21 protein-coding genes and 1 other annotated feature are annotated in these 18,694 nt (G+C 51.7%); of the genes, 14 read left to right on the top strand and 7 right to left on the bottom strand.

Annotated elements, in window-relative coordinates:
- Window positions 1-257: 257 nt before the first annotated feature.
- Window positions 258-1,553, bottom strand: coding sequence for a tRNA (N(6)-L-threonylcarbamoyladenosine(37)-C(2))-methylthiotransferase MtaB (mtaB, locus tag CBW42_RS05220; RefSeq protein WP_165761068.1), 1,296 nt, complete (start codon window positions 1,551-1,553; stop codon window positions 258-260).
- Window positions 1,554-1,675: 122 nt separating this feature from the next.
- Between mtaB and CBW42_RS05215 the strand changes: the two genes are divergently transcribed.
- The 3 genes from CBW42_RS05215 to CBW42_RS05205 all read left to right on the top strand — a co-directional run bounded on the left by CBW42_RS05215 (window position 1,676) and on the right by CBW42_RS05205 (window position 3,764).
- Window positions 1,676-1,915: an HPr family phosphocarrier protein gene (locus CBW42_RS05215; protein WP_242969801.1), complete on the top strand. Its 240-nt coding sequence runs from the start codon at window positions 1,676-1,678 to the stop codon at window positions 1,913-1,915.
- A gap of 160 nt (window positions 1,916-2,075) precedes the next feature.
- Window positions 2,076-3,227 carry a D-alanyl-D-alanine carboxypeptidase family protein gene (locus tag CBW42_RS05210; protein WP_087018440.1) on the top strand — a complete coding sequence of 384 codons (1,152 nt, stop codon included), beginning with the start codon at window positions 2,076-2,078 and terminating at the stop codon, window positions 3,225-3,227.
- Between the two features lie 126 nt (window positions 3,228-3,353).
- A complete protein-coding gene (locus CBW42_RS05205; protein ID WP_087018438.1) occupies window positions 3,354-3,764 on the top strand; it encodes a hypothetical protein in 411 nt (136 codons plus the stop codon).
- Window positions 3,765-3,818: 54 nt separating this feature from the next.
- Here the strand turns inward: CBW42_RS05205 and CBW42_RS05200 are convergent, their stop codons facing one another.
- Window positions 3,819-4,199: a DUF4363 family protein gene (locus tag CBW42_RS05200; protein ID WP_087018436.1), complete on the bottom strand. Its 381-nt coding sequence runs from the start codon at window positions 4,197-4,199 to the stop codon at window positions 3,819-3,821.
- On the bottom strand, window positions 4,196-4,879 hold the full coding sequence (locus CBW42_RS05195) for a DUF421 domain-containing protein (protein ID WP_087018434.1): 684 nt from the start codon (window positions 4,877-4,879) through the stop codon (window positions 4,196-4,198). The genes CBW42_RS05200 and CBW42_RS05195 overlap by 4 nt, the downstream gene beginning before the upstream one ends.
- Before the next feature lie 174 nt (window positions 4,880-5,053).
- Window positions 5,054-5,311, top strand: a binding site (T-box leader).
- A 111-nt stretch (window positions 5,312-5,422) separates the two neighbouring features.
- Here CBW42_RS05195 and ilvB point away from each other — a divergent pair.
- The 10 genes from ilvB to CBW42_RS05145 all read left to right on the top strand — a co-directional run bounded on the left by ilvB (window position 5,423) and on the right by CBW42_RS05145 (window position 14,149).
- Entirely contained in the window at window positions 5,423-7,087 is a 1,665-nt protein-coding gene (gene ilvB, locus CBW42_RS05190; RefSeq protein ID WP_087018433.1) for a biosynthetic-type acetolactate synthase large subunit, read from the top strand.
- 15 nt (window positions 7,088-7,102) lie between these two features.
- Window positions 7,103-7,591, top strand: a complete 489-nt coding sequence (gene ilvN / locus CBW42_RS05185) for an acetolactate synthase small subunit (RefSeq protein WP_087018431.1) — start codon at window positions 7,103-7,105, stop codon at window positions 7,589-7,591.
- 99 nt (window positions 7,592-7,690) lie between these two features.
- Window positions 7,691-8,692 (top strand): ketol-acid reductoisomerase, encoded by a 1,002-nt coding sequence (gene ilvC / locus CBW42_RS05180; protein WP_087018429.1) that lies wholly within the window; start codon window positions 7,691-7,693, stop codon window positions 8,690-8,692.
- A gap of 110 nt (window positions 8,693-8,802) precedes the next feature.
- Window positions 8,803-10,461, top strand: a complete 1,659-nt coding sequence (gene ilvD / locus CBW42_RS05175) for a dihydroxy-acid dehydratase (protein WP_205703615.1) — start codon at window positions 8,803-8,805, stop codon at window positions 10,459-10,461.
- 198 nt (window positions 10,462-10,659) lie between these two features.
- A complete protein-coding gene (locus CBW42_RS05170) occupies window positions 10,660-11,253 on the top strand; it encodes an amidase domain-containing protein (protein ID WP_087018425.1) in 594 nt (197 codons plus the stop codon).
- Between the two features lie 24 nt (window positions 11,254-11,277).
- Window positions 11,278-12,069: a hypothetical protein gene (locus CBW42_RS05165; protein WP_087018423.1), complete on the top strand. Its 792-nt coding sequence runs from the start codon at window positions 11,278-11,280 to the stop codon at window positions 12,067-12,069.
- A gap of 166 nt (window positions 12,070-12,235) precedes the next feature.
- Window positions 12,236-12,769: a PadR family transcriptional regulator gene (locus tag CBW42_RS05160; protein WP_165761067.1), complete on the top strand. Its 534-nt coding sequence runs from the start codon at window positions 12,236-12,238 to the stop codon at window positions 12,767-12,769.
- A 34-nt stretch (window positions 12,770-12,803) separates the two neighbouring features.
- Window positions 12,804-13,181, top strand: a complete 378-nt coding sequence (locus tag CBW42_RS05155; RefSeq protein WP_133058264.1) for a hypothetical protein — start codon at window positions 12,804-12,806, stop codon at window positions 13,179-13,181.
- Window positions 13,178-13,606, top strand: a complete 429-nt coding sequence (locus CBW42_RS05150; RefSeq protein ID WP_087018417.1) for a hypothetical protein — start codon at window positions 13,178-13,180, stop codon at window positions 13,604-13,606. The genes CBW42_RS05155 and CBW42_RS05150 overlap by 4 nt, the downstream gene beginning before the upstream one ends.
- A gap of 117 nt (window positions 13,607-13,723) precedes the next feature.
- Window positions 13,724-14,149, top strand: a complete 426-nt coding sequence (locus CBW42_RS05145; RefSeq protein ID WP_133058263.1) for a hypothetical protein — start codon at window positions 13,724-13,726, stop codon at window positions 14,147-14,149.
- Window positions 14,150-14,214: 65 nt separating this feature from the next.
- Here CBW42_RS05145 and CBW42_RS05140 read toward each other — a convergent pair whose 3' ends face one another.
- On the bottom strand, window positions 14,215-14,991 hold the full coding sequence (locus CBW42_RS05140) for an HAD-IIB family hydrolase (protein WP_087018413.1): 777 nt from the start codon (window positions 14,989-14,991) through the stop codon (window positions 14,215-14,217).
- 117 nt (window positions 14,992-15,108) lie between these two features.
- Window positions 15,109-16,533 (bottom strand): alanine/glycine:cation symporter family protein, encoded by a 1,425-nt coding sequence (locus CBW42_RS05135; protein WP_087018411.1) that lies wholly within the window; start codon window positions 16,531-16,533, stop codon window positions 15,109-15,111.
- A gap of 321 nt (window positions 16,534-16,854) precedes the next feature.
- On the opposite strand from CBW42_RS05135, the gene truA reads away from it, so the two are divergent.
- Window positions 16,855-17,595, top strand: a complete 741-nt coding sequence (truA, locus tag CBW42_RS05130; RefSeq protein WP_087018409.1) for a tRNA pseudouridine(38-40) synthase TruA — start codon at window positions 16,855-16,857, stop codon at window positions 17,593-17,595.
- A gap of 6 nt (window positions 17,596-17,601) precedes the next feature.
- Here the strand turns inward: truA and CBW42_RS05125 are convergent, their stop codons facing one another.
- Together CBW42_RS05125 and CBW42_RS05120 are read right to left on the bottom strand one after the other, a co-directional pair.
- Window positions 17,602-17,970 (bottom strand): fluoride efflux transporter FluC, encoded by a 369-nt coding sequence (locus tag CBW42_RS05125; RefSeq protein WP_087018407.1) that lies wholly within the window; start codon window positions 17,968-17,970, stop codon window positions 17,602-17,604.
- The gene (locus tag CBW42_RS05120; protein ID WP_087018405.1) at window positions 17,967-18,341 is read right to left on the bottom strand and encodes a fluoride efflux transporter FluC; all 375 of its coding nucleotides are present in this window, start codon (window positions 18,339-18,341) and stop codon (window positions 17,967-17,969) included. Before CBW42_RS05120 ends, CBW42_RS05125 begins: the two co-directional genes overlap by 4 nt.
- Window positions 18,342-18,694 lie beyond the last annotated feature (353 nt).

Genomic DNA, 18,694 nt, shown 5'->3' with positions numbered 1-18,694 from the left:
GGGATTATAAGTCTGAATATGTTCGCAGCAAGTGATGCCTTGCCGAAAAAATAGATGGGCGGTAACTTCCAGTTGAAGATATGAATTGTAGAAGATTTATGTTGCAAAGATAACGGATGATGGAGTTGCACCGATCTTTGCGCACATTGTCTGATAAGATACTTATGCATACCAAGTGAAAAATGCAAAAGACCGTAACCAGACAGGCCTAGGTTCATTAGGTTTAAAATAACGGAAGATATCTGGTTGATGGATATTCAGTCTTTTTTCGCCGGTATGGCGCGCATGCTGTTGCCGCAGACCTCTGTCAGGACAACATCGATTTCGTCGCCCTGATTGCCGCAGCCGAGCGGGAGCTCAATGGCAAAATGCCAGCGGCTGTGTGCGGGCTGGCAGTCTGCGCGAGCATGCTCCAGCACGGCGGGAACAGTCTTTCCGACAAAGTCGCGCAGAAAATCACTGGTCAGTCCGAACGCAAGGGTGCGCAGCTCATCTGCGCGCTGTGCGCGCACCGTCTGCGGCACAGAATCCGGCATGGATGCGGCGGGCGTACCTGCGCGTTCGGAATAGGGGAATACATGTACAGCCGCAAACCCACAGCGGCATAGGAACTGCTTTGTCTGTGCAAATTCCTGTTCGGTTTCTCCGGGAAAGCCGGTAATCACATCGGTTGTGATCGAACTGGATGGAAATGCTTTCCGAAGGTTCTCAACACAGGCGAGGTACTGGGCGGTTGTATAGCGCCGGTGCATGCGCTTCAGTGTTGCGTCACAGCCGGACTGCAAGGACAGGTGGAAATGCAGCGCGAGGTTGGGGAAACCGCATAGCGTGTCACAAAATTCCTGTGTGACCATACGCGGCTCCAGTGAGCCGAGTCGGATGCGTACCTGTGGTACAGTGCGGCAGAGCGCTGCAGTCAGTGCAGTTAAATCCGGCTGATCCGGCAGGTCGCGTCCATAGCTTGCGATTTCAATACCGGTCACAACGATTTCACGTACGCCGTTTTGCGCGAGTCGCTGAGCCTGTTCGACAGCTTGCGCAAGAGGGAGTGAGCGGACATGCCCGCGTGCATACGGAATGATGCAATAGGTGCAGTAGTTGTCACAGCCATCCTGTATCTTGAGCAGAGCGCGTGTATGCCCGGGCAGGACGCCTGCGGGCAGCGCCTCAAAGGTGCGCTTCTGGCGGATATCCGATACGGTACAGATTTTTTTTCGGTTCTGCACCGCCTGCTCACACAGCGTGAGCACAGCGGCGCGGTCTGCCGTGCCGCAGACAATGTCTACGCCGTCCAGCTGTGCCGCGCGTTCCGGTTCGGTCTGCGCGAAGCAGCCGCAGAGTGCGACAACGGCATCCGGATTATCCCGCTGCATTTTGTGCAGTGCGCGCAGGGTTTTGTGATCGCCGGATGATGTAACGGTGCAGGTATTTAAAATGCACACATCAGCGCCGGATTGTGCCAGTGTGTGCCCGCGCGCCTGCGCGAGCTGCGCCAGCGCCTGCGTTTCAAACTGGTTTACCTTGCAGCCGAGCGTGGCAAAGCAGAATTTCATGATAGTCCTCCGTGTATCAAGCCTGTAAACTCCCTGTGAACTTTTGGTTCCAGGCATGGATTGTTTCAAACAAAAATATTATAATAAATTTTACAAAGAGATACAATGGGGGGTACATGCAGATGATTAAGGTTCGGATTCGTCTGGACAGATTGGATGATCTGGCAGAGCTCAATGCGGCAGCAACACGCATGCCGTTTGATATTGACCTCGTATCCGGCTGGTATGTAGCAGATGCAAAGTCTATGGTAGGACTGTTCGGGTTGGATTTGTCCTCGCCGATCCGTGTGGATATCTATACAGACAGACATAGTGCGGAGCCGTTTTTGCGGTATCTCCGCCCGATGATGGTCGAACGATAGGAAAAAGTAAGACATGCTGCCTGAAGCAGAGGGCCGCCTGCGGTGCAGGCGGCTTTTTTGCGCGCAAAATCGGCATGGCGTGCCGCCGCGCCGCATATGGTTGAGGGGAAGACAAAGATGCGACAGAAGGGGCTGTGCCGGAGAGGACTGGTGTGTGAGGATGAAACGAATCTGTGTGATTGGCGCCGTGGTGTGTTGCCTTTTGGCAGTATCCGTTCCGGCGTCCGCTGCCGGGTTGGGAGAAGTCAAGGCAAAATCTGCGATCCTGACGACGGAAGACGGGCAGGTGCTGTTCGAGCAGAATGCGGACGAGGCGCTTCCACCTGCATCAGTGACAAAAATTATGACGATGCTGCTGACAATGGAGGCGGTTGACAGCGGAAAGGCATCGCTGGATGATCTTGTAACGGCGTCGGCACATGCGGCGGAGATGGGCGGTTCGCAGATTTACCTCAAGGAAGGCGAACAAATGACGCTGGACGATATGCTCAAATCCATCGCAGTCGCGTCGGCAAATGACGCGGCAGTTGCTGTTGCAGAGCATCTGGGCGGCAGCGAGGAGACTTTTGTTTCCATGATGAATGAGCGCGCGAAGGAACTGGGCTGTACGGGTACGACGTTTGTCAATCCGAACGGATTGGATACCGATGGGGAGGAGACGCGCACGACGGCGGCTGATCTCGCCAAAATGTCCGCCGAACTTCTGCGCCATGAAAAGATTTTGGAGTATACTTCCATTTGGATGGATACCGTGCGTGACGGCGCATTTGGTCTGGCCAATACCAATAAAATGCTGCGGTTGTATGATGGTATGATCGGGCTCAAGACGGGCTATACAAGTACAGCGGGATACTGTATTTCCGCTGTTGCAGAGCGCGACGGCATGCGGTTGATTGCGGTTGTACTGGGGGAACCGGATAAGGAATCGCGCAATTCAGACATCACCGCGATGCTCAATTATGGCTTTGCCAATTATGCGATGGCAGATATTCTGGAGGACGGGCAGAAGCTGGACAGCGTGCCGGTTGAGCTGGGCATGCAGTCGTCTGTATCCGTACAGCTCGCCGATGACGCACCGATTTTGATGGAAAAGGCGGGCGCGGAAGGTCTTGAGCGGGAGATCATACAGGAGAACAGCGTGCAGGCACCGGTGAAACAGGGCGAAAAGCTGGGAGAGGTCGTGCTGCGGCGCGGAGAGGAGGAAATTGCCCGTCGGGATATTGTGGCAGCGGAAGACGTTGCGCGCAAGGGAATTTCTGCGATTTACCGCGATTTGCTCGCATATCTGCTTATGAAACGGCAGGCATTTTAAAAATTTTTTACAGGACTGTAAATCTTGCAGCGGAACCTTCGGTTTTCTTTACAAAATCCGTTGTAATTTTTTGCAATTTATGATACCATTGTAACAACCTCATAGTAGATTGGGAGGAAAACTAAAATGGTTAAATTAATTATGGCGGCTACCGGAAGCGGTAAGACCAAGAACATTATCGATCTCGTCAACGAGGCGGCAGCACAGGAGCCGGGCTCCATCGTCTGCATCGCAAAGGGCAATCAGCTGAACTTTGACATTTCTCACAAGGCTCGACTGATTAACGTTCAGGACTATAGTGTTTCAAATTACTCCTCGCTTCTTGGCTTCGTGGCCGGCATTCATGCAGGAAACTACGACATCACCAAGATCTTCATCGACAGCCTGTACAAGGTTGCATGTGATGACAAGCCGGAGGATGCGGATCAGTTCATTCTGGCTCTGGATGAGTTCTCTTCCAAGCACAGCGTAGAATTTACCGTTGCTCTGTCCGGCGACGCGGCTTCTGCCAGCGACGTGATGAAGAAGTACCTGTAATTCAATTGACCATAAAGCCCGCGGGATTGTGTATCCGGCGGGCTTTTTCTTGTTTTAGAAAATGTTTTTCAGCCCGATGGCTTCGGCACGCAACAGGTCATCCACTGCCTGCCGCAGCCCGGCCAGTTCGAGCGCGAGCTGCGTACAGTCACCTGCCTGCACGCCGGCCTGTGTGCGCGCAAAGCCCAGACGCACCTCATCGAGCAGCTTTTCACCGATGACCGCGGACAGATATGCTTCGTGCTGCTGGTAGTCGTCGTGTGCCTGCGCGGTCAGCTGTGCGGCGGTGGAAAGCTGTTCCTGTTGTGCAGCATTCTGTGCCTGCGTGAGTGTGGCGGAGATGTCGTGCACTGTGCTGGAAACGGAGGAAAGGTTATACAATCCGCCTGCGGCGACGGAAACCAGCAGCACGACGGCTGCCCAAAACCGCTTCATGATGTCCCACCGCCGCGCAGCTGGAGGAAAGCATTGCCGCAGTCATCCAATGTCAGCAGAAATACGCTGTCCAGGGAATCGGCACCCCGTTCGCGGCACAATTGGATAATTTCGTCCTCTGTCCTGTACAGCTGCCGGATATTGTAGTGAACCAGCTTCCCTTCAGACACGACAACCAGTGGCATACCCTGTTCTGTGGGCTGCATATGGAGGTCATCCGGCGTCAGCGGCTGCTGTGCAGCGCGCGGGATGACACTGAGCTGTCCGTTGGTCTCGATGATGGCATATCGCACATCCTCCATGCGTGTCACACCCGCAATGCGCAGACCTTCCAGAATGTCCTCCGGCGCGAGCCGGAGCATGCGCAGCATGTTTGTGTCAAACGTCCCATCCCGGATGACGACGCATGGATTGCCGCACAACAGCCGGCGGGCACGGCGGCTGCGACGGCACAGACAGGACAGCAGGACTTCTACTGCGAGCAGCGTCACAAGCGGGACAATGCCGCCGAGCAGCGGAACGGCGGTGTCCTGAAGCGGGATGGATGCCAGCTCGGAAACCAGAATGGTCACGGCAAATTCCGAGGTGGAAAGCTCGCCGAGCTGCCGCTTCCCGGTAAACCGCAGCCCGCCGATGACAGCGGCATAGACCAGAAGTGTGCGCAGAAAGAGCAGAAACAAGCAAAATCACCTCGCCAAAACGGATATGGATACAGTATTTCACACATTGCGCAAAAGCATGCATCCCGCGCGAAAGATTTCCTGTATCTGTCACATCTGGCAGCCAATATGAAAAAAATCGAAAAATCGGTTGACATTTTGGAAATACGAGATATAATAAATCTTACGAGATATGTAAATGCAGAGACCGGAAGGAGTAGCTTCCCCGAAGCTTTCAGAGAGCTGTCGCTTGGTGCAAGGCAGCAGGGGAGGAGAAGTGAACGTCATCCGCGAGCAGTTCGGGCGAACAGGCCTTGGCTTTAGTAACCGGAATCGGGTCAGCCTCCGTTAACGGGCAAGCATTACGTGCAGATTCTGCATCGATGCGTTGAGGTGGCCGCATTTGAGGCGGCAATAAGAGTGGTACCGCAGAGCACAGTCTTTGTCTCTTTTTCAGGAGATAAGGGCTTTTTTATTTGCCTGCATCGGGCGTCGGCGCGGAGCGCGATGGCGTTTTCCGTCCGGGCGCGCAAGATACGAAAAAATATTTCAGGAGAGATTGCTATGAAACTCAATGGTTCACAGATTCTCATTGAGACGCTGCTGGAACAGGGAACCGATACCATTTTCGGTTATCCGGGCGGCGCAGTACTCAACATTTATGACGAACTGTATAAGTATTCCGACCGCATGCACCATGTCCTGACGGCACATGAGCAGGGCGCGTCCCATGCAGCGGACGGTTATGCGCGCGCGACCGGCAAGGTTGGCGTATGCCTTGCGACCTCCGGACCGGGTGCAACCAACCTGGTCACCGGCATTGCAACGGCGTATATGGACTCCATCCCGATGGTTGCCATCACCGGCAACGTCGGCACGTCGTTCATCGGCCGCGACAGCTTCCAGGAGGTCTATATCGCGGGCATCACCATGCCGATTACCAAGCATAACTTTGTTGTCCGCAAGGTCGAGGAGCTGGCGGATACCGTTCGCCTCGCATTTGAAATTGCAATGAGCGGACGCCCGGGCCCGGTTCTGATCGATATTCCGAAGGACGTCACCGCAGCGGTCTGTGAATTTGAGCACAAGCCGGCCGTTCAGCCGCGCCCGCATCCGCAGATTCAGCACGAACAGATCAAGAAGATGGCGGATATGATTAACGCGAGTGAACGCCCGGTTATCTTCTTCGGCGGCGGTGTCATCACATCCGGTGCATCCGACCTGCTCGAACAGCTGATTCACCGCGCAGACATTCCAACATGCCATGCCATGATGGGCATCGGCGCACTCAAGTGTGACGATCCGCTGAATATGGGCATGATCGGCATGCACGGCTGGGTTTCTGCGGGCCGCGCGGTCGACAAGGCTGACCTGCTGATCGCACTCGGCACGCGTTTCTCTGACCGTGTTGCCACCAAGATGGGCGATTTCGCAACCTCGGCAAAGATTGTCCAGGTTGATATCGACCCGGCAGAGGTCAACAAAAACATTGAGGTTGACCACAACGTCATCGGCGATGCGCGCGATGTACTGGAGGCTGTTCTTCCGCTCATCGATCACGCGGATCACACTCCGTGGAAGGAGCAGATTGCAACCTGGAAGAAGCGCATGGATTATCGGCCGAAGGACGACGATTCCGTCATTCGTCCGCACCAGCTGATGAAGAAGATCAACGAGCTGCTGGATAAGGACGATATCGTTGCAACCGATGTCGGCCAGCATCAGATGTGGGCGGCACAGTTCACCGGCCGTGAAAAGCCGCGCACCTTCCTGTCCTCCGGTGGCCTCGGCACAATGGGCTATGGCTACGGTGCAGCCATCGGCGCACAGGTGGCATGCCCGAACCGAAAGGTTGTACATATCACCGGCGACGGCAGCTTCCACATGAACTTGCAGGAGATGTGCACCGCTGTCAGCTATCATCTGCCGGTTGTCACGGTCATTGTCGACAATGCTGTACTCGGCATGGTTCGCCAGTGGCAGACCTCGTTCTATGGCCACCGCTATTCCAATACCGATCCGCACAGAAAGACCGACTTCGTCAAGCTGGCAGAGGCATTCGGTGCAAAGGGAATCCGCTGCAAGACGCTGGCGGAATTTGAAGCGGCGCTGCGCGAGGCTCTGAAGGCGGACGGCCCGGTTATCATCGATGCGATTGTTGATAAGGACGAGCGTGTTCTGCCGTTCATCCCGGCAGGCCAGACCATCAACAACGTTGTGATTGACTGACGGAGGTAGTAAAATATGGAAAAATATATTATTTCAGCCCTCGTTCAGAACCATTCCGGCGTTCTGGCGCGTGTTTCCAGCCTGTTTGGACGCCGCGGCTTTAACATCGATTCGCTGACGGTATCTCCGACGACGGATCCTGAGATTTCCCGCATTACCATTGTTGTCATCGGCGATGAGTACACACTCGGTCAGGTACTCAAGCAGATGGCAAAGCTGGAAGAGTGTATCGAGGTCGTTCACATTGAAGAGGACGAGGCATTCTGCTGGGAACTGGTGTTGGTCAAAATCCGCGGCGATGTCAACGACCGCGAGGCGGTTCGTGAGCTTTGCGGCGTATACCATGCAGACGTTGTCTCTTCCAGTGATGAGACCATTATTGTCCGCATGGACGGCACACCTTCCCGCATTGACACGTTCCTGTCTGTCATCAGCAGCTTTGATATCGTGGAATCCAGCCGCACCGGCGTCACAGCTGTCCATAAGGACAAAAACAACGCCTGAGACGGATGTTATCGGCTTTCGGGCTTGATTTGTGGGCTGTATTATTTTATAATATACAAGTTAGCGGACTTTGGTTCCGCGAATTAGGAGGAAAGCAAAATGGCAACTGTTAAGATGTTTTATGATGCTGACTGCAATCTGTCGCTGCTGGACGGCAAAACCGTTGCAATCATCGGTTTCGGTTCGCAGGGTCATGCACATGCAATGAACCTGAAGGATTCCGGCGTCGATGTCGTTGTAGGTCTGCGTCCGGGTTCCCGCCACACGGCAAAGGCAGAGGGCTATGGCCTGAAGGTTATGACCCCGGCAGAGGCTGCCAAGGCCGGCGATATCATTATGATGCTGTGCCCGGATGAGAAGCAGGCTGACATCTACAAGGATGTAATCGAGCCGAATCTGGAGTCCGGCAATGTTCTGGCCTTTGCACACGGCTTCAATATTCATTATAAGCAGATCATCCCGCCGAAGGATGTCGACATTATTATGATCGCGCCGAAGGGCCCGGGTCATACCGTTCGCAGCCAGTATGTTGAGGGTCACGGTGTTCCGTGCCTGGCATGCGTAGAGCAGGATGCATCCGGCAAGGCACTGGACATCGCGCTGGCATACGCTTCCGGTATCGGCGGCGGCCGTGCGGGCATCATCGAGTCCACCTTCCGCACCGAGACAGAGACTGACCTGTTCGGTGAGCAGGCTGTCCTGTGTGGCGGCGTCTGCGAACTGATGAAGGCTGGCTTTGAGACGCTGGTAGAAGCAGGTTATGCACCGGAGAATGCTTATTTCGAGTGCGTTCATGAGATGAAGCTGATCGTTGACCTTATCAACGAAGGCGGCTTCGCAAAGATGCGTTATTCCATCTCCGATACCGCTGAGTACGGCGATTACCGCACCGGACGCCGTATCATCACCGAGGAGACCCGCAAGGAAATGAAGCAGATCCTGCGTGAGATTCAGGACGGCACCTTTGCTTCCGAGTGGATTCAGGAGAACCGTGCGGGCGGCCGTGCGAAGTTCCTGGCTACCCGTCAGATGGAAGCTGAGTCCCAGCTGGAAGAGGTCGGCAAGGAGCTGCGCGGCATGATGTCCTGGCTGAAGAAGTAAGGATATACATACCACATCATCCAAACAGACAAACGGGGATGGGACATCAGGTCTCCGTCCCCGTTTTTTAATCGGCGGCAGCTGCCGCCTGTCAGGAGGTACTTATGGAATTGAGAAGTCATAACGTCACGCAGGGCGTGGAGCGTGTACCGCATCGTTCGCTGCTGCGTGCGACCGGCATGACCGAGGAAGAAATGAACCGCCCGATTATCGGCGTCGTTTCTGCGTACAGTGAGATCATCCCGGGTCACATCAATCTGGACAAAATTGCCAATGCAGTCAAGACTGGCGTCAGTATGGCTGGCGGTACGCCGGTTCTGGTTCCGGCCATCGGCGTATGCGACGGCATTGCAATGGGCCACATCGGCATGAAGTTTTCGCTGCCGTCCCGTGAGCTGATTGCGGACTCTGTTGAGACGCTCGCACAGGCACACCAGTTTGACGCACTTGTACTCATCCCGAACTGCGATAAGATCGTTCCGGGCATGGTCATGGCGGCAGCTCGTCTGAACATCCCGGCTATCGTCTGCTCCGGCGGCCCGATGCTGGCAGGCCATCACAATTGCGAGAATGTCTCGCTGTCCTACACGTTCGAGGCAGTCGGTGCGCGCAAGGCAAACCTGATTGACGATACTGAGCTGGCTGATATTGAGCAGCATTCCTGCCCGGGCTGCGGTTCCTGCTCCGGCATGTACACCGCAAACTCGATGAACTGCCTGTGTGAGGCAATCGGCATGGCACTGCCGGGCAACGGCACGATTCCGGCGGTTTATTCCGACCGCATCCAGCTTGCCAAGCATGCTGGCATGAAGATCATGGAGCTGCTGGAAAAGGACATCAAGCCGCGTGATATCATCACCGAAAAGTCCATCCACAACGCACTGGAATGTGAAATGGCACTGGGCTGTTCGACCAATACGGTTCTTCATTTGCTTGCCATCGCACATGAGGCAGGTCTGGAGCTGGATCTGAATAAGCTGAACGAGGTTTCTGCCTGCACGCCGAACCTGTGCCATCTGGCACCGGCAGGCCGTACCTACATTCAGGAGCTGAATGAGGCAGGCGGCATCTATGCAGTTATGAATGAGCTGTCCAAAAAGAATCTGATCGAGCTGGATCAGATCACTGCTACCGGCAAGAAGGTCGGCGAGAACATCGCACACTGCTATAACACCAATCCGGAGGTTATCCGTCCGATTGACAATCCGTACATGCAGACCGGCGGCATTGCAATTCTGTGGGGCAACATTGCCAAGGAAGGCTGTGCCGTCAAGCAGAGCGCAGTTGCACCGGAAATGATGAAGCATACCGGCCCGGCTCGTCTGTTCGACAGCGAAGAAGAGGCAATCGAAGCGATTTACGGCGGCAAGATCAACAAGGGCGATGTCGTTGTCATTCGCTATGAGGGCCCGAAGGGCGGTCCGGGTATGCGCGAAATGCTTAACCCGACCTCTGCACTGGCCGGCATGAAGCTGGATAAGGATGTTGCACTGATTACCGACGGCCGTTTCTCCGGTGCGTCCCGTGGTGCATCCATCGGCCATGTCTGCCCGGAGGCTGCGATGGGCGGTGAAATCGGCCTGCTTCAGGAAGGCGATATCATCGAAATCAACATCCCGGAGCATTCCGTCAATGCAAAGGTTTCCGATGAGGAATTTGCAAAGCGCCGCGAGGCCTTCATTCCGAAGGAGCCGAAGATCAAGACCGGCTGGCTGGCACGCTATTCGCGTCTGGTCACCTCTGCGAACAAGGGCGCTGTCCTCAAGTAAGCACAAAGCAATTGCGTTTTCATCCCCCGTCTGCTGCGGCAGGCGGGGATTTTTAATGAAGAAATATTTTTAAGAATTGTAATTTTGTATTGACAAAATATATTTTATGATTATAATATGAGTAAAGAAGGTTATAGAAGCTGAATCGTGTAGGAAGGATGTATTATGATGAAGAAGTGAAAAAGGGGAATTTTGTGTATGTTTTGTACACTGCTTTGTTTAGCATCATCGGCATTTGCATACAGCAGAACGGCAGCTATCAATTATTCAAACCAATATGCGCTTGATCCTAATCCAACATATAAGTTTTATGGAGGAGCGGACTGTACAAATTTCGTTTCACAATGCTTTTACGCAGGTGGTATGAAAAAGACTGCGAGTTGGACTACCAGCTACAATAATGATGGTCAACAGTGTGGGACAACGAATTGGAACAAGGCCGATTCATTTAAGAATTATGTGAAGAGTTTAAGTTGGAATAGATTGGGAAATTGGAGCAAAAATGGCGTTACAGGAACGTATGCATATGTAAATAATAGCGCAAATCTTACAGCTTCTAATACCGGAAAGGTTGTTATTTTTTATGACTGGACTGGGAATGGAGAGATGAATCACTCTTCTTTTTATGTTGTTAATAATGCGAAAACATCGAATACTTCCTTGGATGGAAACGTGACTGGTGATTTGATAAATCAACATAGCAACGAACGGTATCATGTTATATGGAACCGAGATAAAGCAAACGCACAGAGAAAATATACAAGAATCTATGCGTTTGAACTGCCCGCGTAATTCACTGACAAAAGGAGTTGACCTATGATGAAAAAATGGAAGCGAGCGTTGGCTATTTCGTTGATAAGCGCCTGTTTAGTCGGTGGAACCGCATGGGCAGACTCGCAGACATCGCCAGAAGTAGAAGCGGTAAAAGAGGCATTTATCGGCTCTCAGGATATTTCATATCAGATTGGATATTTTGAATCAGAAAATGGCAAGACTGATATGTTGACAGAGGAACATATTCAGGCATATATTGATGATTTTAACACAAAAATGGATCAGTATTATGCTGAGAGCAATGTTTGCCGTCAAACTTATAAAGAGACAAATGAGAAGATACTTCGTGAAATTGGAAAGAATAGAGTATGTTATGTTGCAGATGCAGGAGTGCTTGATTATACATTTCGTAACGTGAATATTAGTGAAGATGGACAGACAGCAACTGTAAAAGCTGTATGTCAGGTATGGGGGAACTGGGTAGAACAAAATGAAAATGATAAATTAGAAGTTACTGCTCCAATCAATCAAAATACTATAACTGCAACGATGGTAAAAGAGGATGGTCTGTGGAAGCTCCAGAATATTGACGAGATGAATGTGGAATTTGCTGGAGATGCGATCAATGAACTGGAGGAACAAAGAGAGGAGACTGTAGCCATCAGTGCGTACTCTGATGATCAGGTCAAGCAGATGGAAACCATTGACGAATATGTAGAACAAACTTGTTTGACAGAATATGAGACATTTGACGAAGCGTTGGCAGTTGCGGAAAGTTTGAATCCGGATGAAATTAACCCGTTTAAGCTGCTATTGAGCAGAATTGAAAACTAACAATAAACAGATATGGATCCCCGTTTGTTTATCAATGGTAAACAGACGGGGATTGCTCTGCGCCATAGTAAATTTTTAATAAAAAACTTTTCGTATTGTTGATAAAATTTGAAAGATTGGCTATACTATATAATTAAGTAAAATAAAAATGGAGAAGGTGGATCGTATGCCGAGAAAGCCAAATGAGAGTGGCGCACCGGAGCGGAGCGGCTCGGTCGCCGGCATGGAAGACAACCTGAAAAAGGCCGTTGCAGAGATGCTGGTGCTGTTTCTGCTGAACGAGCGCGATATGTATATTGGGGAAATCCCGGAGGAGCTGAACCGCCGCAGCGGCGGCACGTTCCAGATCGTGTTCCCGTATTCGATCATCTACCGGATGGTGAAATTCGAGTATATCGACGAGTGCAAGAAGCGCATTGCACCGGACGGCAGAAAACGGCAGTATTATGCGATTACCGAAAAGGGCAGGACATATTTGAAGGAATTGCGAGGATTGTTCCGACAGTTTTCTGAGGGAGTAGATACCATTCTGGCATCTGAGGGGGAGACATATGAACAGGAAGAATACAGCGGCGCGGAAGTACCTGAAACAGACGGGCAGGAAGCTGACCTGCGGCATGAGACAGAAACACAGGCTGATGAGCGACCTGAAACGGACGATTGGGATTTTTCTGGACGACTGTCCGGATGCCTCGTATGAGGATTTTCTGGAGGCGTTCGGCAGCCCTGCAGAGATGGCGGCAGAGATGCTGCGCGATGTGCCGGAACAGGAAATTGCAGGCGTTCAGCGCAACAGAAAGTGGATTCGGATTGCGTTGACAGCCTGTCTGGCGGCTGTGGCGGTCGGCGCATGCGGTACGGTTGCCTATTTTATCCGATACCCATATACGGCTGAGATTACAACTGTCATATATGAAGATGAAGATCATATACCGGAATATTGGAAATATGCGGAAAAGTATGGATTAAGTTATGAAATGGATGAAGAGGGAAATATTATTTCAGCAACAGATAGAGACGGAAATACCGTTGAAATCGATCAGAATGGTATACCGTTAGATCAATTAAAGTATGAGTCAGCAGACGGAACTCTTTCGGAGGAAACAGAATGATACATAGAGCAAAAAGAATCCTTTCCCTGTTGTGCATTCTTTGTCTGTGCAGCAGCGTAGCTGCGTCAGCCAGTGATACGGAAACCAGAGCTGTCCAATATTTCGATGGCTCCTATGCGGAGGTAACAGGCACAGAAGAACGGGCAAAGGATTGGACAGAGATGGTCATGGGATCAAAACAGTTTACCTATTATGATCCGCAGGGAAACGTCCTGTTTTCCTATATCATCAAGACACGATATGTTTATGACGGAACAAAAGCAGAGGACACAGGACACTTTACTATGTTTTATGTCTCAGAGGGCTGGGAGAAACAGGAGGACAGCTTTGACGGAAAACATGCAAAGGCAGTGTTTTCCAATGGAGAAACAGAAAAAACAGTTCGGTTAACCCTCTCATGCAGCAAAAACGGGAAAATTTCATAATAGAAATTCCTGCTTGGCAAAACCAGCGGGAATTTTTGATAAATAATATTTTTCATTGACAAATATATAAAATCGTGATAAAATATTTTCAATAAAAAATATTTAAGGAGCATGTATATGAAAAGGAAAGTTTTGGCGTGCGTGGGATTGCTTATTGCAGGTATTTTACTAGGTGCGTGCGGAAGCAGGGAATCAGCCAGTACAGTAGAAAAATCTTTTTCCGATTCATCAATATACAGTGCGGAGGAAATTGATGTTGCAATGGACGCTGTGATTGCTTATTTTGAAGAAGATATGAAGGGATGTACGCTGACCAAGGTAACGTATGACGAGGAAATCAATGAAATGCAGGGAGAAGACTGGGCAGAACAGTTTGATGCCGACAGGGCAATGCTTCTTGGAACAGTCTTTGATGTAAATAGCGAAGAAGGAAACAACGATTTTGAATTTTTGAAATCTGGTAAGACGTATGACTTTTTTGAATGGATTCTGACACAGGATGAAAATGGAAACTGGATCATACACGTGGAAGGTTATACATGATTAAAGAGAAAATCGGAAACTCCCCTGCCAGCCGCTTTTTGCGGCGAACAGGGGAGCTTTCGTTATTATATTGAGAATAATGTGCGGATTTCCTCCACGACATCCATCGTCGTTTTGTCCGCCTGCGCAATCAGTGCCGGATGTCCGTCCGCCATCGCGTACAGCGTGCCCGTGTGGCCGACAAGCGGGAGGTCATTTTCGTTGTCGCCGAAGGCAACGCATTCGCTCTGCGCTACATGCAGGTGGGTGCACAGCACATCTAATGCCGTGCCCTTGCCGCAGCCTTCGCGCAGAAAATCCATCCAGCTGCTGCGCCCCACAGCCGGGACGAGGTATGGGGCAAATTCGGTGAACTGCGACGCGAGCGCAGCGTCCACACCGCGTTTGCGATAGAGAGAAATTTTGATGAACGGCTCTTCAACCGCACAGATATCATCGACAACGGTTGTGTCGTTGCCCACATAATCGCGCAGGTGGGTGACAAAGTCCGGGTTGTTTGGCTGGGTATAGCAGGTGTGCACGCCGGAGAGCAGCGCTTCGCTGTCCGGCTGTGCAAGAATCTTCCGCATCAATGCTTGTCCAATGGTGCGGTCAATGGTTTCCTTCGAGAGAATTTCTCCCTGCCAAACAACAAGACTGCCGTTTTCACAAATATAGCCGATTTCATCGGCAACCGGTGCGAACAGATGACGGAGATTGCTGTATTGTCTGCCGCTGCATGCGGCAAAATAGACCCCGCGTGCACGCAGCTCGCGGATGAGCGGAAACAGGGCGGGCGGGATCGCATATTCGCCTTCGCGCATCAGCGTACCGTCGATATCGCTTGCAAGTAATCGAATCATAAAAGAATAGCTCCTGAAGTTGTTTTTTTCTTTTATTGTAGCATATCCGGCAGAACAAGAAAACCCTCCCCCGCAGTGGATGCAGGGAAGGGCAAATGTCGTTCCTGAGGAAGCAACTTATCTTGTTTTTGCGGTCTTTTTGGCTGCGCGCTCCGCGTCAATGGTCGGTTGGAAGCGCTTGACCTCCTTGGCAATGACACCGGACAGTGCAAGCAGGGAGATCAGGTTCGGGATTGCCATCAGCGCATTTGCGATATCGGACAGGTTCCAGACCAGATCGAGGGAAGTCGTTGCACCGACAAAAGCGATAAGTGCAAAGATAACACGGTAAGCCATGCAGATAGACGGCTTTCTGACGATGTATTCCAGTGCCTTTTCGCCGTGGTACTCCCAGCCCAGAATGGTCGAGAAGGCGAACAGGACGATGCCGATGGTAACCATCCAGCCGCCGAAGGTACCCAGAACGGATTCAAAGGCTGCGATGGTCAGTGCAGAACCGGTGAGCAGTTCGCCGGTAGCTGGATCAATCGTACCCAGAACACCGGAGCTGCAAATCGCAAGGCCGGTGACGGTGCAGATAACGATGGTGTCAAAGAAGGTACCCGTCATGTTGATATAGCCCTGACGCACCGGATCATCCGTGGTGGCAGCCGCTGCGGTGATTGCTGCCGAGCCCATGCCGGCCTCATTGGAGAATACGCCGCGGGCAACACCGTAACGCATGGAATTCATCATGCCGGAAACAATCGTACCGAGTACACCGCCGGTGACAGCGCCCGGTGTAAAGGCACACTTGAACATCAGAACAATGGCTGCCGGGATCTGGGTGATATTGCCAATGATAACAATGATACCGAAAATCAGATAGAAAACCGCCATAATCGGTACGATGACAGAGGAAACCTTGGACAGGCGGGTGATGCCGCCGAGCAGGATAATCAGAACCAGAACGGTAATCAGTGCGCCGGTAACCCAGGTCGGAACGGAGAAGGTGTTCTTCAGGGCGGAGGAAATGGAGTTTGCCTGCGTCATGTTGCCAATGCCAAACGATGCGATGACAGCGAAGATTGCGAACAGCATGGCCAGAACAGCACCAACGGTTTTATTCTTGAAGCCGCGCTTCATCGTGGTCATCGGGCCGCCGAGCATTTCGCCCTGATCGTTTACTGTGCGGTACTTGATGGCGAGCATACACTCGGAGAACTTGCTGGTCAGGCCGAAGATTGCGGAAATTTCCATCCAAACCAGAGCACCCGGGCCGCCGCTGACAAGAGCAGTTGCAACGCCGACGATGTTGCCGGTACCGATGGTAGCGGCAAGCGCCGTCATCAGTGCAGCGAACGGTGAGATATCACCGGTACCGCGGTTTGTCGTTCTGGCTTCCTTGCTCAGGACGGATTTCAGTGCATAGGGCAGATTGAGCCAGGTGCGGAAACCGATGCGGACTGTCAGGAAAATACCGGTGCCGACCAGCAGGATCAGCATGACCGGACCCCAGACAAAGCTGTCTACAGCGGAGACAATGTTTGAAAATGTTTCCATAGTTTTTTAACTCCCTTCATAAGCGTACAAAAAATGCAGACATACAAATAGCGGGAACGAGACGCCATTGTCTGTCTGCAATCATGCACTTGGTAGGTTATTCTTATCATACCGTATTTGCAGGATGATTTCAAGAAAAATTCAGAAATTTTGTTAATAATTTGTAAATTGCTGCTTAAAATAACATACAAGAAGAAAAAGTGCAGGCATGACGGAGTAAAATACCACTTTTTGCGTATTGCGAAACAGTTTTCTGTTGCAGGATATCCGTTTTATGATATGATACAATCAGAACAGAAAGAACGCAGGAGGAGCACAAACATGAAGAATTTTCGCTTGACCGTACAATACGACGGCAAGAGATACAGCGGCTGGCAGCGGCAGGGGAATACGGACAAAACCGTACAGGGAAAAATAGAGCAGATTCTGAGCCGTATGACCGGGCATGCCGTGGAGATCAACGGCGCAGGACGCACAGATGCGGGAGTGCATGCGCGGGCACAGGTTGCAAATGGAAAGATGAATACCGATAAAACTGCCGCAGAAATTATGGCATATCTGAACCAATACCTTCCGGCGGATATTGCCATAACTGCATGTGCGGAAATGCCGGAGCGATTTCATGCGCGACTGAATGCAAAGGGAAAGCGGTATTGCTACCGACTGTGTGACAGCGGCGTGCCGGATGTGTTCACACGCAGCTATGTATGTGCGTGGGACAACCGGCTGGATGAGTCTGCCATGCGGGAGGCCGCAGCATATCTCATCGGGACGCATGATTACCGCGCGTTTTCCTCCGTCAACAAGCGGTTTAAGAAATCCACTGTGCGCACGATTACCGCACTGGAAATCGAACGGAAGGGACAGGAGCTCTGGATCTCCGTACAGGGCACAGGATTTTTGTATAATATGGTTCGCATTCTCGTCGGAACGCTCGTAGAAGTCGGGGAAGGCAAACGCGCCCCTCAGTCCATGCCGGACATTTTAATCAGCCGTGACCGCCAGCAGGCGGGCATGACCATGCCGCCGCAAGGCCTGATGCTGGAGGAAATTTTTTACTGATGGCGTTTACAGGCACTGCATGCCCAGTGCAAGCCCCGCAACAGCTGCGGCGATGCCGCAGAGATAACTTGCGCACAGATACCCCATGCCGACAGCAGGAAGTTTGCCGCGCAATAGATTCAGCGCTTCCACATGCAGTGTGGAAAATGTTGTAAAGCCGCCGAGAAAGCCGGTGCCGAGCAGCGCATACAGCTGGGCAGACAGGCTCCATGCACCCAGAATGCCGAGCACAAAGCTGCCGAGCAGGTTGATACAGAACGTGGCGAGCGGAAAGCTGCCATGCCAATACGCTTTGATGAAATGAGAGCAAGCCGCGCGGCAGACAGCGCCCATACCGCCGCCCAGTGCGACAGAAAGAATACATGCCGGTGTCATTGTTTGCCCTCCTTTGCGCGCGCGCACAGCATCAGCCCACAGCGTGTGCCTACATAGGCCGCGCACAGACCGCCGAGCATACTGACTGCGATATTCAGGGCGAGCAGGATATAGTTGTGCCCGAGCAGCAGCACGGCGTTTTCCTTTGAAAACGTCGAGAACGTGGTAAATGCGCCGATGAAGCCCGTTCCGACAGCGGTTCTGACCTTCTGCGGGACACCTGACAGATTGTTCACCAGCGCAAGTGCAAAGCAGCCGGCCAGATTGACAATGAGGGTGGAAAGTGGGAACGGATGCGTTCCGACCCAGCAGGAAATGGCGTACCGGCTGACGGCGCCCAGCGCACCGCACAGCCCGATCTGTAAATACATAGTAACATCCTTTCTGATTTCGTGAGTTCGATAGCTTCTTTTTACAGGAGTACCGCAAAAAACAAGGAATTGAGAAAAAATTTTCGTGTCCGAAAATCAAAAATGCACAAAATCCGGCACAAAAACAGGCATACATCACGTGATTTTTTGGCTTTTGTTGAAATTTTGACAAAAATATTTGTATATTGTAACAACAGTGAAGAACAATTTACGCCGTGTTTTCGACATGATATGCACACTTGCCAAATACAATTGTCTTTGGGTTCGTAATATTGAACAATTCATCTGTTGCGTTTTTGTCGTAAATGACTATAATAAAGATCGTTGAAGGGAACAACACACACACAGAAAGC

The organism is Butyricicoccus porcorum (assembly GCF_002157465.1).
In the GTDB taxonomy this organism is placed as follows: Bacteria; Bacillota; Clostridia; order Oscillospirales; family Butyricicoccaceae; genus Butyricicoccus_A; species Butyricicoccus_A porcorum.
Note: the sequence above shows the minus strand (reverse complement) of the source record. Positions and strands in the feature narration are given on the sequence as shown.